This is a genomic window from Meiothermus sp. CFH 77666 (assembly GCF_017497985.1).
Taxonomy (GTDB): Bacteria; Deinococcota; Deinococci; order Deinococcales; family Thermaceae; genus Meiothermus.
This window is the reverse complement of the sequence record NZ_JAGDFV010000002.1, coordinates 101,189-115,880: the sequence shown is the minus strand read 5'-3', so window position 1 is coordinate 115,880 and position 14,692 is coordinate 101,189. Positions and strand designations below refer to the sequence as shown.

16 protein-coding genes and 2 tRNA genes are annotated in these 14,692 nt (G+C 61.5%); 5 read left to right on the top strand and 13 right to left on the bottom strand.

Going from position 1 to position 14,692, the window contains the following annotated elements; genetic code table 11:
• Positions 1 to 86 precede the first annotated feature (86 nt).
• Positions 87 to 163: transfer RNA gene (locus tag J3L12_RS02105), tRNA-Ile, on the bottom strand.
• Between the two features lie 123 nt (positions 164 to 286).
• On the opposite strand from J3L12_RS02105, the gene J3L12_RS02100 reads away from it, so the two are divergent.
• From J3L12_RS02100 to J3L12_RS02090, 3 genes are all read left to right on the top strand, one after another.
• A tRNA-Pro gene (locus J3L12_RS02100) sits at positions 287 to 363 on the top strand.
• 213 nt (positions 364 to 576) lie between these two features.
• Positions 577 to 1,023 carry an archease gene (locus J3L12_RS02095; protein ID WP_208013384.1) on the top strand — a complete coding sequence of 149 codons (447 nt, stop codon included), beginning with the start codon at positions 577 to 579 and terminating at the stop codon, positions 1,021 to 1,023.
• 9 nt (positions 1,024 to 1,032) lie between these two features.
• Entirely contained in the window at positions 1,033 to 2,460 is a 1,428-nt protein-coding gene (locus tag J3L12_RS02090) for an RtcB family protein (RefSeq protein ID WP_208013383.1), read from the top strand.
• Here J3L12_RS02090 and J3L12_RS02085 read toward each other — a convergent pair.
• The 4 genes from J3L12_RS02085 to J3L12_RS02070 all read right to left on the bottom strand — a co-directional run bounded on the left by J3L12_RS02085 (position 2,450) and on the right by J3L12_RS02070 (position 6,451).
• Complete coding sequence (locus J3L12_RS02085; protein ID WP_208013382.1) at positions 2,450 to 3,046, bottom strand: DUF305 domain-containing protein; 597 nt, start codon at positions 3,044 to 3,046, stop codon at positions 2,450 to 2,452. The genes J3L12_RS02090 and J3L12_RS02085 overlap by 11 nt on opposite strands.
• Positions 3,047 to 3,136: 90 nt before the next feature.
• The gene (locus tag J3L12_RS02080; RefSeq protein ID WP_208013381.1) at positions 3,137 to 5,635 is read right to left on the bottom strand and encodes a heavy metal translocating P-type ATPase; all 2,499 of its coding nucleotides are present in this window, start codon (positions 5,633 to 5,635) and stop codon (positions 3,137 to 3,139) included.
• 305 nt (positions 5,636 to 5,940) lie between these two features.
• On the bottom strand, positions 5,941 to 6,225 hold the full coding sequence (locus tag J3L12_RS02075; RefSeq protein WP_208013380.1) for a metal-sensitive transcriptional regulator: 285 nt from the start codon (positions 6,223 to 6,225) through the stop codon (positions 5,941 to 5,943).
• A 1-nt stretch (position 6,226) separates the two neighbouring features.
• Entirely contained in the window at positions 6,227 to 6,451 is a 225-nt protein-coding gene (locus tag J3L12_RS02070; protein ID WP_208013379.1) for a heavy metal-associated domain-containing protein, read from the bottom strand.
• 384 nt (positions 6,452 to 6,835) lie between these two features.
• Between J3L12_RS02070 and J3L12_RS02065 the strand changes: the two genes are divergently transcribed.
• Positions 6,836 to 7,540 (top strand): VIT1/CCC1 transporter family protein, encoded by a 705-nt coding sequence (locus J3L12_RS02065; protein ID WP_208013378.1) that lies wholly within the window; start codon positions 6,836 to 6,838, stop codon positions 7,538 to 7,540.
• Between the two features lie 25 nt (positions 7,541 to 7,565).
• On the opposite strand, the gene J3L12_RS02060 is transcribed toward J3L12_RS02065, so the two are convergent.
• The 8 genes from J3L12_RS02060 to J3L12_RS02025 all read right to left on the bottom strand — a co-directional run bounded on the left by J3L12_RS02060 (position 7,566) and on the right by J3L12_RS02025 (position 13,811).
• A complete protein-coding gene (locus tag J3L12_RS02060) occupies positions 7,566 to 8,096 on the bottom strand; it encodes a DinB family protein (RefSeq protein WP_208013377.1) in 531 nt (176 codons plus the stop codon).
• The gene (locus J3L12_RS02055; protein WP_208013376.1) at positions 8,065 to 8,682 is read right to left on the bottom strand and encodes a DsbA family protein; all 618 of its coding nucleotides are present in this window, start codon (positions 8,680 to 8,682) and stop codon (positions 8,065 to 8,067) included. The genes J3L12_RS02060 and J3L12_RS02055 overlap by 32 nt, the downstream gene beginning before the upstream one ends.
• Positions 8,683 to 8,684: 2 nt before the next feature.
• Positions 8,685 to 9,650 carry an N-acetyl-gamma-glutamyl-phosphate reductase gene (gene argC, locus J3L12_RS02050; protein WP_208013375.1) on the bottom strand — a complete coding sequence of 322 codons (966 nt, stop codon included), beginning with the start codon at positions 9,648 to 9,650 and terminating at the stop codon, positions 8,685 to 8,687.
• Positions 9,647 to 10,105 (bottom strand): hypothetical protein, encoded by a 459-nt coding sequence (locus J3L12_RS02045; RefSeq protein ID WP_208013374.1) that lies wholly within the window; start codon positions 10,103 to 10,105, stop codon positions 9,647 to 9,649. The genes argC and J3L12_RS02045 overlap by 4 nt, the downstream gene beginning before the upstream one ends.
• 116 nt (positions 10,106 to 10,221) lie before the next feature.
• Positions 10,222 to 11,163 carry an ornithine carbamoyltransferase gene (gene argF, locus J3L12_RS02040; RefSeq protein WP_208013373.1) on the bottom strand — a complete coding sequence of 314 codons (942 nt, stop codon included), beginning with the start codon at positions 11,161 to 11,163 and terminating at the stop codon, positions 10,222 to 10,224.
• Positions 11,164 to 11,237: 74 nt separating this feature from the next.
• Positions 11,238 to 11,936, bottom strand: a complete 699-nt coding sequence (gene deoD / locus J3L12_RS02035) for a purine-nucleoside phosphorylase (protein WP_208013372.1) — start codon at positions 11,934 to 11,936, stop codon at positions 11,238 to 11,240.
• Positions 11,937 to 12,029: 93 nt separating this feature from the next.
• A complete protein-coding gene (locus tag J3L12_RS02030; protein ID WP_208013371.1) occupies positions 12,030 to 13,127 on the bottom strand; it encodes a PilT/PilU family type 4a pilus ATPase in 1,098 nt (365 codons plus the stop codon).
• Between the two features lie 177 nt (positions 13,128 to 13,304).
• Complete coding sequence (locus J3L12_RS02025) at positions 13,305 to 13,811, bottom strand: MogA/MoaB family molybdenum cofactor biosynthesis protein (protein WP_208013370.1); 507 nt, start codon at positions 13,809 to 13,811, stop codon at positions 13,305 to 13,307.
• 25 nt (positions 13,812 to 13,836) lie between these two features.
• Between J3L12_RS02025 and J3L12_RS02020 the strand changes: the two genes are divergently transcribed.
• Entirely contained in the window at positions 13,837 to 14,433 is a 597-nt protein-coding gene (locus tag J3L12_RS02020; protein WP_347708815.1) for a GNAT family protein, read from the top strand.
• The last annotated feature ends 259 nt before the right edge of the window (positions 14,434 to 14,692 follow it).

Below are 14,692 nucleotides of genomic sequence, written 5' to 3'. Positions count from 1 at the left end.
ATAGCGGATAGCTACATTTTGCGGCTTCCAAAGTTTACAACGACAAAGGCCCCCGAACCTGGTCAGGGGCCATCCGTCTACTCTTTTGGTGGGCGATCCGGGACTCGAACCCGGGACCTCACGCTTATCAGGCGTGTGCTCTAACCAGCTGAGCTAACCGCCCCCACAGCGAGTTATGAGTATAGCGGTGGCTTTGCCAGAGGTCAAGCCAACGTGTTGACGATTCGGCCCTGGGTCGCTAGACTTTACTGTGCGCCTGCGGCTCTGGCCCAGGCTCACAGAAACTCGAGGCGTAGCGCAGCCTGGTAGCGCACACCTTTGGGGTGGGTGTGGTCGGAGGTTCAAATCCTCTCGCCTCGACCAAAAGCAAGGCCGTTCGGGAAAAGACTCTGGTCAGATGCCGAGTCCAACCTGAACGGTTTTGTTTGTTGGGAGAAAAGTATGAGCGGTAGTGGTCTGGCGACACATCCGCTCTTCACAAACGTGGTCGCCAGACCCATTGACACAACACCTCGAGCCCCGCAGTAATGCCCTGGTAACAGCCCAGCCCTACCCTGTTGACAACAGGGGGGCTCTATGACCACGCAGCTTGGGCGGTGGGAGCACTTTTACCATCAGGCCGACGTAGGGGTGCGGGGTATAGGCCCCACCCTGGATGCAGCCTTTGAACAGGTCGCCCTGGCCCTGACCGCAGTGGTGACCGACCCTGCCCTGGTGCGGCCCACCCAGGCGGTGGTAATCGAGTGCGAGGCCAGCCGGGTCTCGCTGTTGCTGGTGAACTGGCTGAACCGGCTCATTTACGAGATGGCTACCCGCCGGATGCTGTTTAGCCGTTTTGAGGTGCACGTAAGCCCGCCCGACCTGGGGGGCGCTTTGAGCCTGTATGCACGGGCCTGGGGAGAGACAGTAGACCCCGAGCGGCACCAGCCCGCGGTGGAGGTGAAGGGGGCTACCTATAGCGAACTCGAGGTCACCCAGAACCCGGAGGGCCTCTGGGTGGTGCAGTGTGTGGTGGACGTTTGAGGAGGGGGCATGGACACAACCCGTCTCATCCAAAAATCCGAGTTTGAGTGGTGGCTGGAGGCCACCCCGCCCATGCGCGTACCGGGCATCCTGTACGCCAGCGAGGCTTTGCTGCGCGAGATGGACGACAAGGTACTCGAGCAGATGGCCAACGTGGCCAGCCTGCCGGGGATTGTGCAGGCCGTCTATGCCATGCCGGACGCCCACTGGGGGTACGGCTTTCCCATCGGAGGCGTGGCGGCCTTCCGGGAAGACGACGGCGTGGTCTCGGCAGGGGGGGTGGGGTTCGACATCTCCTGTGGGGTGCGTACCCTGCACACCGGTCTGACCGTGGAAGACCTTGCGCCGCTCAAGGAAGACCTGGCCCAGGGCCTCTTCCGGCATGTACCGGCAGGGGTGGGCAGCATCGGAAAGATTCATCTGGAACCCGCCGAGATGGACGCCATGCTTCAAGGCGGTGCCGAGTGGGCGGTCAAGCGGGGCTACGGCAGACGCGAGGATCTCGAGCGCATCGAGGAGCATGGCCGCATGGAAGGGGCCCGACCCGAGCTGGTCTCCGAGCAGGCCAAGCGGCGGCAGGCCGACGAGATGGGCACCCTGGGCTCGGGCAACCATTACCTCGAGGTGCAGCAGGTGACCGAGGTATTTGATGCCGCCGTCGCCGAGGCTTTTGGGGTAGCGGTGGGCGATGTGCTGGTCAGCATCCACAGCGGCTCGAGGGGGCTGGGCCACCAGGTCGCTACCGACTACGGCAGGCGGATGATTGAGGCCGCCCACAAGTACGGCCTGGAGCTCGCCGACCTCGAGCTTGCCTGCGCCCCCATCCAGTCCGAGGAGGGGCAGGCCTACCTGGGAGCCATGCGGGCTGCCATCAACTGCGCCCTGGCCAACCGGCAGATCCTCACCCACCTGGCCCGCGAAGCCTTCGCCTACCTGCTACCCAGGGCCGATTTGCGCCTGATTTACGATGTTTCGCACAACACCGCCAAGCTCGAGACCCACCTTGTGAACGGGCAGCCCCAGCGGCTCTACGTCCACCGCAAGGGCGCCACCCGCGCCCTGGGCCCCGGCCACCCCGACCTGCCCGACGCCTTCAAAGCAGTGGGCCAGCCGGTTTTGATTGGGGGAACCATGGGCACGGCCTCGTACATTCTGGTAGGCACCCCCGAAAGCGAGGCCAGATCCTTCAGCTCCTCCTGCCACGGGGCCGGGCGGGCCATGAGCCGTCACCAGGCCCTCAAGCAGTGGCGGGGCAAGGAGCTGGTGCGGGAGTTGGGTCGGCAGGGCATCATTGTACGAAGCCCCTCCCCTCGTGGCGTGGCCGAGGAGGCTCCTGGCGCCTACAAGGACGTGACCGCCGTGGTAGACGCCGCGCACGCCGCAGGGCTTTCACGCAAGGTGGCCCGGCTCGAGCCCCTCATCTGCATCAAGGGCTAGGCAGACCCTTGAGCCACTGCCGAAACTGCTCAATCTCGCGGCTCTGTACGGTAATAACGCCCTGGCAAAAGCGCTTGAGTTCGGCCCTGGCGGCTTGCTGCAAACACGCTCTGGACATGTCCACAGCGTCCTGGTGGTGGGGAATCATACCCTCCAGGAAGGCCCGATCCACCGGCATCTGGTGGCCGGGCATGGTCTCTTTCCCCATCATAGAAGCCTCCATCATGGGCTTCATATCGGCCCGCATCATCTGCATGTAGCGCTGGCTGGGGGCTACGCCATACCAGGATTTGAGCCAGCCGGTTAGTTGCGCTATTTCCTTGTTCTGCACGGCCACAATTGCCTGGGCCGCCTTGCGGATGCGGGCATCCTTCGAGACCTTCAGTATGGCCCCCGCCATCTCCACTGCCCCTTTGTGATGCTCAATCATCATGGACATGTAGGCAATGTCGAAGTTGCGCCCCGAGAGCTTTCTGAGCTCGTTCATGAACTGCATGGCCATGCTGCCATGGCCGCTGTGGTCGGTCTGGGCCAGGCCCCACCCGAGCAGCAGAGCCACTACGAAGCCGAACAATTTTGCGTGCATATGCGCCTCCTTAGAGATGGACTTGTCATGAACTAACCCACAAGCGGGCGTTAGCCACCTGTGTTGATGGGGGGTTTTCACTGAATAAACTCATACCTGCGGAACCAGCTTTCCCGCCGGTGCCCCGACCCTGGAACCCAGCGGCGCTCTGAAGGAGCGCAGCCGCAGGGCGTTGGACAGTACAAACAAGGAAGAGAGGCCCATGGCCGCCCCGGCCAGCATGGGCGAGAGCAGCCAGCCCGTAAAGGGATACAAGACCCCCGCCGCTACCGGAATCAAGAGCACGTTGTAGGCAAAGGCCCAGAACAGGTTGAGCCGGATATTGCGCAGGGTGGCCCGGCTCAGCGCGATGGCATTCGGCACCCCGCGCAGGTCGCCCGAGATCAGAATGACGTCGGCGGTCTCCATGGCAATGTCGGTGCCTGTACCGATGGCCAGCCCCACATCGGCCTGGGCCAGGGCCGGGGCGTCGTTGATGCCGTCCCCCACAAAGGCGACTCTGGCCCCTGAACGTTGCAGTTGTTGCACAGCCTGGGCCTTGCCTTCGGGCAGTACCTCAGCCAGCACCTCGTCTATGCCCAGTTGGCGGGCAATGGCCTGGGCGGTATGGCGGTTATCGCCGGTAATCATGGCCACCCGGAAGCCCAGCCGGTGCAGGGCCTGGATGGCCGCCGGGGTCTCGGCCTTGATGGGGTCGGCGACTGCCAGAACCGCCGTCAGCTGGCCGTTGATGGCCACGTAGAGCGGGGTCTTGCCCTGCTCAGCGAGTTGCCTGGACTGCGCTCTGAAGGGGGCGATATCCACCCCCCGTTGGGCCATGTAGCGCTCCGAGCCCGTGTCCACACGGTAGTGAGCGACCTGCCCGGTTGCGCCCAGGCCCGGCACGGCTTGGAAATCGAGCGGCTCCAACAGCTCCAGCCCTCGAGCCTGGGCGGCCCGCACGATGGCCTGGGCGATGGGGTGCTCCGATTTTTGCTCGAGGGAAGCCAGCAGCCTCTGTACCTCTGCCGGGTCGAAGTCCAGGGTTTCAAAATCGGTGAGCTCGGGGCGGCCCTGGGTCAGGGTGCCGGTTTTGTCGAGGGCCACAACGCGGGCCTCCTGCAGGGTTTGCAGGGCTTCCCCGGTGCGGAACAAGACCCCCATCTCGGCGGCCTTGCCGGTGCCCACCATCAGGCTGGTGGGGGTGGCCAGCCCCATCGCGCAGGGGCAGGCGATGATCAGCACCGCCACCGTGTTCACCAGGGCAAAGGTCAGGGCGTTCTCGCCGCCAAAAACCAGCCACACCCCCGCCGTGAGGGCCGCAATGATGAGCACAATGGGCATGAAGACCGCCACCACCCGGTCGGCCAGGCCCTGAATGGCGGGTTTGGAGGCCTGGGCGTTCTCGACCAGCCGGATAATCTGGGCCAGCACCGTACCCTCCCCCACTGCCGTGGCCCGGAAGGTCAGGCTGCCATTCTGGTTGAGCGTACCCCCCACCACTCGAGTACCCTCGCTTTTGGCCACCGGCACAGGCTCGCCCGTAATCATGCTCTCATCCACGTAGCTGTGCCCCGAGACCACCACCCCGTCCACCGGGATTTTTTCACCGGGGCGTACCACCACCAGGTCGTCCACGAGCACCTCGTCCACCGGCACTTCCAGCTCGGCCTGGCCCTTGAGCACCCTGGCGGTGCGGGCCTGCAAGCCCAGGAGCTTTTTCATGGCCTCGCTGGTGCGGCCCTTGGCGATGGCCTCGAGGTACTTACCCAACAAGACCAGCGTGATGACCACCGCCGCCGCCTCGAAGTAAACGTGCTGGGCTTTGGGCGGGAAGAGCTGGGGAAAAAGCACCACCGCCAGGCTATAGAAGTAGGCCGCCGAGGTGCCGATCATGACCAGACTGTTCATGTCGGGCGAACCCGCCCGCAGGGCCGAGAAGCCATGCCGGTAGAAGCGCAGCCCCGGCCCAAACTGTACCGGGGTGGCCAGGGCCAGCATGACCCAGTTCCACACCGCCTCGGGGGCCAGCGAGCGCAAGAACATGTGGGCCGGCATCCAGAGCATCGGCAGCATGGCCAGCAAAAAGAGCGGCAGCGAAAAGTAGTAAGCAACCGTGAAGGCCCGCCGGAGCGAAGCGATTTCCCGCTGCCGGGCTTCGCGTTCGACATCGGTGCGGTGCTGGCCGGGGGTGGCCTCGACCACCCCGTAGCCCGCCTCCCGCACGGCCCGTTTGAGCTGGGCCGGCCCGGTGAGGGCGGGCAGGTACTGAATGCTGGCCCGCTCGGTAGCCAGGTTGACGCTGGCCGCGAGCACCCCTTCGGTTTTGCGTAAGGCCCGCTCGACCCGCCCCGCACAGGCCGCACAGGTCATGCCGGTAATGCCGAGCTCGAGCTTCGCCACCAGGGGCTTGTACCCAGTCTCTTCAATTTTGGCCACGAGCGCAGCCGGGCTTACCTTTTCGGGGTCGTAGGTAACGCGGGCATTCTCGGTAGCGAGGTTGACCTGGGCCAGCTCCACCCCCTCCACCTTCTGCAAGCCCCGCTCCACGCGGGCCACACAGGCCGCGCAGGTCATGCCCTGAACGCCAATTTGAAGTTCTTTGCTCATAATGCCGATAGCCGATGGTCTATGGCCGATTGCCTAGAAAAACCATGCCTTAGAGCTTGATGACCCCAGCACGGGTTGGACGATTGCCTGAGCTCCCGAGGGGAGTGAAACTGCGCGCCGAAGGCAGCAGATGGTTTCACCGGATGAAAGCTGTTTGAAGAGCCTGCCTTGGCTGACATGGGAGTTAAGTTGCGCCTGTATGAGGTCTAAAGATGAATCCGGGCTGCGCTAGAAAATCATGCTCCGGGCGCAATACCCGAATGATTTTCGATCATGCCATTAACCAAAACATTGGTGGGAGGCACTTAGCGATACTTCAGCACTTCCATCAGTTCCTCGACCATCTGCTGGGTGTCGCCCCGCAAGGCGGCGCTGGCCACGTGGTGCTCGAGGTGGCTCTTAAGCACCATATCCCCCACCTTGTCCAGTGCGCCCTGCACCGCCTTGATTTGTTTGAGCACATCCACGCAGTAAGGCTCGCCCTCGAGCATCTTGAGGATGGCCTCGAGGTGCCCCTTGGCCGAGAGCAGGCGGTTGCGGGCCTCCTGCTGCACCTTGGGGTCAAGGTGCAGGGGGTGTTGGTGGATCATCTCAGGCCATCCTGGGGTGTAGCGAAGGGGAATCCACGCGGGCCGTGTAGCCCTCTTCCTGCACCGCCTCGATGAGCTTGTCCACCGGCGCAGAGCCGGTCACGGTAGCGCGGCCCTCTTGCAGCGAAACCTCCACCCGCTCCACCCCTTGCACGCTTTTGAGGGCTTCGGTCACATGGCGAACACAGTTGTTGCAACTCATACCTTCGATCTTGAGCTGGATCATGGTTTCCTCCACTGAGCAGAGTATACCCACCCCCCCTGGGGTGGGGTAAGGACACAAGTCACTTTTCATGGGGGTTCCTGACCGAGCTTTGAATCGGCTTGATACCATTTTTTTAGATGCACAACCGTCTTTCAGCAGCGTATGAGGTAGGAGTAGGCAGTGGAGGGTAGGTAGTGGGTTTCAAACACCTCTTCCTTACTACCACCTCCTACTACATGCAAAGCGTTCAAGTAAAGACTTTATCGCTATACTCAGCACAGCCTCTCATCAAAAATACCATTATCCTGTCCAGGACAAAGTTTTCTTGAAATCGGATGGCTCAAAATATGCGAAGAGCGCTGGATTCTACCCTGGGAGTGTTACCTTTGAGTCAGGAGGTGCTTTATGTATGCCCGTACCCACATCGAACAACACTTCACGGGCTCCGAGACCATCAGGGATGTGGTGATCGGAATGTCCGACGGGCTAACGGTGCCGTTTGCCCTGGCGGCTGGGCTATCGGGCGCAGTGGATAACAGTTTTGTGGTCTTGGTTGCCGGTATCGCCGAGGTAGCCGCAGGCCCCATTGCCATGGGGTTGGGCGGTTTTCTGGCAGCCCGCAGTGAGTCTGACCACTACAAGGCTGAGCTCGAGCGCGAGTGGCGCGAAGTGAGGGAACTCCCCGAGCGTGAGACCGAAGAGGTGCGAGCAGTATTCAGAAGGTTCGGGCTGGATGGCGAGCCTCTGGAACAAGCCACCCAGGCTGTCACGGCCAAACCCCAGGCCTGGGTAGATTTCATGATGAAAGAGGAACTGGGCCTGGAAAAACCCGACCCCAAACGGGCCTTGACCAGTGCGCTCACCATTGGCGGCTCGTACATCGTGGGTGGAGCCATTCCGCTGATACCCTATGCGCTTCGGCTTCCGATGTCGAGTGCGCTCTTGTGGAGCGTGGCAGTGACCCTGGTTGCGCTGGCTGTATTTGGGGCGGTCAAGGCTCGCTTTACCGGCATCAGCATGTTCAAAGGCGCATGGCAGACAGCCCTGGTGGGTGGTTTGGCAGCAGGGGTAGCGTTTGCGATAGCGCGCCTGGTGAGCGGGTTTGAGTAGGCGCAATTCGCGTCCTGGTTCGTCCCTACGAAGGCCAGGTGCCCATCACCCGCCGCAACACGATCAGCTCGCCGGTGTGGTAGGCATTGTGGGCAGCTACGATGTGAATCTCACGCAGGAGGTTGTGCTGGTGCTTGCCGCTATTGGGAAGCGGGGCCAACAGGTCCACCGCCAGATTCTGCACGATGGCCACCAGTTCCTGCCGATCCGCCATGAACTGCCGGATACTCGCATCCCAGCCTGAAGGGTCGGTTGTGGCGTTGGCATCGGGCCAGTAATCATCGGGGAAGGCGGGCCAGCGGTAATGGTCGGAGACGATGTAGTCCAGAATGTCGCGCTGGGCCAGCCGCAGGTGCTCGACCAGGTGCCAGAAGGTGTAGGGGCAGCCGGGGGGACGGATGTTGATGTGTTCCTCTGGAAAATCCGCCACCGCATCCTCGAAATCGGCATGGGCTTGCCGGAGGGTGAGTAGGTTTACCAGTTGAGTCCGCAGCTCGAGGTCGGGGTGCATAACTTCCTCCCAGCTAGGGGCGGGGTCGCTTGATGGTTTCGACATGGGCCCCGTTGTGCAGCACGGCGGTAAAAAGCTCCCACAAGGGCACCGCCAGCTCGGGCTCGGTGGTGAGCTCGGTAAAGCGAAAATAGGCAGCGTCGCCCGAAGGCAATACAAACGTGGGCGTCCCAAACACCCCTCTTTCGCCTGCTTCTTCCAGGTCGCGGGCCAGCTCGAGGCGGCGGTTCTCCTCGTCTTCCAGGTCGGCCATAAAGCGTTCCAAGTCCAGGCCCGCTCGGCTGACGGCCTCCACAAAGGTCTGGTCATCGTCCAGTTCTCGCCCGTCCTGGTGGCGCAACCGAAACAGCTCGAGGGCAAAGCGCAGGTGAGCAGCCTTTCCCTGCTGCCGGGCCGCGTGCGAGGCCAGAAAGGCCCGCAGGGCCCTGGGGCCCTCCAGGGGTTGCTCGGCCAGCTTCCAGACCGGGGCGCGGCGCGGCTGGCCCTGGTTTTCCGGGTGGTTGCCCTGCTCCAGACTGAAATGCCGCAGTTCCAGTTCCAGGCCCAGTTGGGGGGCTACCACATGAATCAGCTCGAGGCCCCGCCAGGCAAAGGGGCACAGGTAGTCGAGGTACACCGTAACGATCTGCATCGTTAGTCCCCAAAGTAATCGTAGGTGTGTGGGCCTTCCAGGCCCAGCATCAGGTCGAGGTTCTGCACGGCGGCCCCCGAAGCGCCCTTGCCCAGGTTATCGAAGCGGGCTACTAGAAGAGCCTGTTCGCGGGCGGGGTTCTCGAAGACGAAGAGCTCGAGCATATTGGTGCCGTTGAGGGCCTGGGGGTCCAGCACCGGGTGGTGCGCCCCGTAGGTTTCCAGGGGCATCACCCGCACAAAGCGCTGGCCCTGGTAGCGTTCTGCCAGAACCTCATGTAGCTCGGCCCCGCTGACTTTTTGGGGCAGGGCCCAGAGGTGAATGGGGATGAAGTCCAGCATGCCCTGGCGGAAGCGGGCCACCGCCGGGGTGAAGATGGGGGGGTGCTCAAGGCCCGAGTAAAGCGTCATCTCGGGCAGGTGTTTGTGGTTGAGCTCGAGGCCATAGGCGCGGTAGTCCCCGGCCAGCCGGTGCTCACCCCTCCCTTCCATGGCCTCCATCAATTGGCGCCCACCCCCGGAGTAGCCCGAAATGGCGTTCACCGAGGCCGCAAAGCCGGTGGGCAGGAGTCCCGCATCCACCAGGGGTCGCAGCAGGGCAATCACGCCGGTGGGGTAGCAGCCGGGGTTGGAAACAAAGCGGGCCTGGCGAATCTGCTCGGGCTGCTCGGAGCTTAGCTCGGGAAAGCCATACACCCAGCCCTCGGCCACCCGGTGGGCCGAGCTCGCGTCCAGAATGCGGGTCTCGGGATTTTCCAGCATGCCCACCGCCGCTCTGGCTAGGTCGTCGTGCAGGCAGAGAATGGCCACGTCCACCGCGTTTAGTAGCCGCTTACGCTCGGCTTCATCCTTGCGCTTGGCGGGGTCAATCGAGACCAGTTCGATATCGCTCCTGTGCTGCAAGCGCGCCCGAATCTGGAGGCCGGTGGTGCCGGCTTCGCCATCAATAAACACGGTGGGTTTTTTCATGGTTCTTCCCTCAACAGCTTTTTCAGCACCTCTACATCCAGCCGGTCTTGTGGGCGCAGCAAGCTCTGCTTGAGCATAACCAGCCCCTCTGGTTCCAGGTAGCGGATGGTGACATTCTCCAGTGGATAGCTTCGGCTATAGGGCAGCAGGTCGGTGTAGGTGTGGCCGTTCATTACGGTGAAGATGTCTATTGGAAAATCTTCGTTAACCCTGATGCAACCTTCCTCGCGGGTAAAGTCAGCAGGGCTCAGCTCTCGGGCAGAGCCGGAACCAAAACCCCCCAGCACCCTCAAAAGGCGCTCCAGATTTTGCTTAGAATCCTCTACCAGAACATCTACAACGAAGGTAGCCCTTGGAAACCCGCAGAGGGCTACAGCAAGCCCTCCTACCAGCATGAAATCAACCCCGCCCCTGGCGAGGGCGGCCAACAGACTTTCGAAGGTCGGAGGGCTCATTAGGTTTTACACCCAGTTCCAATAGCATGGCCCTCAGGCGAAAAACCATCGCCAGGGGCGATTCTTCGCGCGGCTTGCCAACCTGCTTGCGAACGGGTTCAAGGAGCCCCACATGCCTAGCTTAGCAGATGGTAGAGCAGGGCTTTCTGCGCGTGCAGGCGGTTTTCGGCCTGGTCGAAGACCCGAGACTTCCGGTGCAGGGTGGCCTCCTCTACCACCTCCTCGCCGTAGTGGGCGGGCAGGCAGTGGAGAAAAATTCCCTCGGGGTCAATCAGCTCGAGCATAGCCGGGTTCACCTGGAAACCGGCGAAGTCCTTGATTTTGCGCTTCTGGCTGGCCTCGGCCTCCTGGCCCATCGAGACCCAGACATCGGTATAGAGCACCTGGGCCCCCTCGGCGGCAGCGCGGGGGTCGTGGGTGAGGGTGATGTCGGCGCCCAGCTTGAGAGCTTCCATGTAGATGACCGCGTTGGGCTCATAGCCGCGGGGGGTGGCGATAGTTAGCTTTACGCCCGACAGCACTGCACACTGGATGTGCGCGTTGGCCATGTTGTTGCCATCGCCAATATAGGCCACCTTGAGCCCCCTGGTGTCGGGAAAGGTTTCCTCGATGGTCTGGTAGTCGGCCAGCAACTGCACCGGGTGCAGCAGGTCGGACAGGCCGTTGATAACGGGCTTGGAGGAGTATCTAGCCAGCTCCTCGAGGGTGGAGTGCAGGTAGACCCGGGCCATGATGCCTTCCACCCAGCGCTCGAGGTTCAACGCAATATCGCGCACCGGCTCACGGGTACCCAGGCCAATTTCGGCGTTGGTCAGATTCACTGCATGACCCCCGAGCTGGTTCATGGCCACCTCAAAGGTGGTGCGGGTACGCAGGCTGGGTTTCTCGAAGATCATGGCCAGGGTCTGGCCCTCGAGCGGACGCAACCCCTTGAAAGCCCCTCGCTTCATGGCGTGGGCGGTGTCCAGCACGGCCCGATACTCGGTAGGTGATAAATCGAGGTTGGAAAGAAAGTCGCGGCCTTTCAGGCTCGAAACCGGCTTAATAGCTTCAACCACAGGCTGCCTCCAAAGGTATCGTGCGTATAAAAACGCATCAAGAGGGTTTGATTATACACAGCATCTCGCTCGAGTCAGAGGCTCTCGAGGGCCACTTCAACCATCTGATTGAAGGTCTCCTGCCGCTCCTGCGGGGTGGTTTGCTGGCGGGTAATCAGATGGTCGCTGATGGTCAGAATAGCCAGGGCCTGCACCCCAAACTTGGCAGCCAGGGTATATAGGCCCGCCGCCTCCATCTCCACGGCCAACACCCCAAACTGGGCCCAAATTCGGTAGGCATCGGGCTGATCGTGGTAAAAAGTGTCGGTCGAGAGCACATTCCCCACCCGCACCGGCATTTCTTTGGCTTTGGCGTGGTCGTAGGCCCGGCGCATCAGCTCAAAATCGGCGATGGGGGCAAAGTTCTGTCCTCCAAAGCGCAGGTTGTTGATGGAGGAGTCGGTACAGGCTGCCTGGGCAATGACCAGGTCGCGCAGGCGCAGATGTTCGGTGATGGCCCCTGCCGTGCCCACCCGAACCAGGGTCTTGCAGCCGTAAAACTGAATGAGCTCGTGGATGTAGATGCTGGCCGAAGGAATGCCCATACCGGTGCCCTGTACACTGACCCGTTTGCCCTTGTAGGTTCCGGTATAGCCATACATGTTGCGAACCTGGTTGTATAGCACCGGGTTTTCCAGAAAGTTCTCGGCAATGTACTTGGCACGCAGGGGGTCTCCTGGGAGCAGAACGGCCTCGGCAATGGCACCGGACGGAGCAGAGATGTGTGGCGTCATGTCTGTACTTTATCGTGTAGAACAGATACCGTACATGGCCCCGGTTCGCTGGTTCGGAACCAAAGGTGGGCAAAGCCCTGCCGTATTTCCAAATTATTCATCGGCCCAGTCCCCAAAGCCCTGGTTATCGGACTGGCGCAGGATGGCGAGTTCAAGCTGGGTGGGGTTTTGAGCATACAGGCGGGCCGTCTGGTAGTCCACCCGGCCCTTGTTGTACAGGGAGAGCAGGCTTTCGTCGAAGCTCTGGTAGCCTTCCAGACCCTGTTCACGCAGCACTTCGCGCAGGCGGTCGGTCTGGCTGGGCTGCTTGAGGGCCTCGCGGATACGGGGGGTCATGGTGATGACCTCGGTCACGGGCACCCGCTCGCCATCGGTGGTGGGCACCAGGCGCTGGTGGATGATGCCCAGGAGGCTTTCGGCCAGCAGTACCCGGTTGATGTTGCGCTCTCCCTGGCTGAAGAGCTCGAGCATCCGGTTAAGCACGCTGCTGCTATCGCTGGAGACAAAGGTCGAGAGCACCAGGTGGCCGGTATAGACCGCATTGAGCACCGCCGAAGCGGTGGCCGGGTCGCGGATCTCGCCAATTACAATCACATCGGCGTTCTGGCGCATGGCTGCCAGCAGGGCCTTTTCGTAGGAAACCGCATCGGAGCCAATTTCGCGCTGGATCACTGCCGAACGCTTGGGGCGGTGCAGGTATTCGATGGGGTCTTCGACGGTGACGATGATGCGGGTGTGGTGGGTGTTGATCTCGTCTACCAGGCGGGCCAGAGTAGTAGATTTTCCAGCGCCTATAGGCCCAGTGACCAGCACCAGGCCCCGGCGCTGGTCGCGGAAGAACTCGAGGTACTCCCTACCCAGGCTCACCTTGCTGAGGTCTTTGTCCTCACTGCTCAGGGTATGCAGCACCGCACTGATGGAACCCCGCTGGTAAAAGAGGTTCACCCGTAGCCGGGTCAAGCCCGGCAGACTATAGGCCACATCCACCTGGCGGAAGGTTCGCAGGCGGGCCTGTTGCTGAGGCGTGCAGAGCTTCTCTGCCAGACTGGTGGTGAACTCCGGGGTGATGGCGCTCTGGCTCACGGTCTTGAGTTCACCCCCGATACGAGCCAGCACCGGCATTCCGACGTGCAGGTGGATATCCGAAGCGCCTTTGTGTACCAGCAGGGTGAGCATTTCTTCAAAATGCATAGGCAATCAAGGGGAAGCCTATCATCTTTGGCGTAGTCCTGATGCTGTGTTCAAACCGTAGAGCGTTAAGAATCTCCCTGCCTTCCTCATTAAGGGGCATAGAGACCGGTTTTTTAGGCCCCCTTGTTGAGGCAAAAAAAATCGCCCCTTCCGGGGAGGGTAGGGTTTTGGAAAAGCTCAGTCGAACGAGAGGCTATCGGCCAGTTGGGCCACCGGACGACCGGTGATGCGCTGGACAGCTTCGGGGATCAGGGGCAGGATGACCTCGAGGGAGTCTTTACACCCCTGGGGGCCGCCCGGCAAGTTGATGATCAGGGTTTTGCCCCGTACACCGGCCACCCCTCTGGAGAGGGCGGCCAGGGGGTTTTTCTTGTACGTCTCCATGCGGATTAGCTCGGCAATGCCGGGAGCCTCTTTTTCCAGCATCTCGCGGGTGGCCTCGGGCACGTGGTCGCGGCTGCTCAGACGGATGCTGCCGTTGGTCAGAATTAGATCCAGGCCGTCCCGATCTGTCCACAAGCGCAGCAAGCGCTTAATCTGGGCTGGCTCGTCGGGGATAATTTCATAGTTGGTAATCTCGTAGGGGCCGAAAGCCAGGGTCTCGCGCAGCACTGCATAGGTGCGGTCTTCGACCTCGCCACGGGCTTCACGGTCGGATATGGTGAGGATGCCGACTCGAATCATTTAGTACACAGTGTAGACCATAAAGATGATAGTTTTGGGTTATATGTGGCACGAGAGCATTCCACTGGAGGGCCGCTTTATCAGGCTCGAGCCTCTGGGCCTGGAGCACGCCCCTGCCCTGCTCGAGCACTTCGACGCCGAGATGGTGCAGTACCTGAGCAACGCTCCCCGAGAAGCCACCCTGGAGGCCATGCAAAACTACATCCGCTCGCTGCTGTCAGCCAAGGATCGGGTCAACTGGGCCATCTTCGACAAGGCCAGTAGCCAGATGGCGGGGCGTACCGGCTACGTACGGGTCAACCCCGAGTACCGTTCGCTGGAAACTACCACCTGGATTTTTACCCCCTTTCAGGGGGGCTATGTCAATGCCGAAAGCAAGTATCTGCTTCTCTGCCGCGCCTTTGAACAGCTAAAGGCCATTCGGGTGCAGTTCCGGGCCGATGCCCGCAACAGCCGCAGTTGCAAAGCCATCGAAAAGCTGGGGGCTACCTTCGAGGGCATCCTGCGCAAAGACCAGATTTATCCCAACGGCGTCATCCGCAACACGGCGGTTTACTCCATCATTGACGAGGAGTGGCCTCAGGTCAAAAAGGGGCTCGAGGCCCGGCTTTACAAGAAATAGTCCGGGCCCGTCCAACGTTAGGCTTTGATCTGTGAGGCAAAATCCAGGCTCTTATCATTTACCTGGGCATCGTCGCTTCAACCCCTCGCCCGGCGACAGCGGATACCGTCAGAATTGCTTTATTTGGCAAAAGGGGCGCCAAACTGGCCAGCGCTGTCGCCACCCTCTCCCGCAAGGGGAGAGGGAAAGGGGAAAACGATAAAAGCCTGAGGCAAAACCTACAAACCGGGCCTTTCCGACCCGAATCAGCTAGAATAGG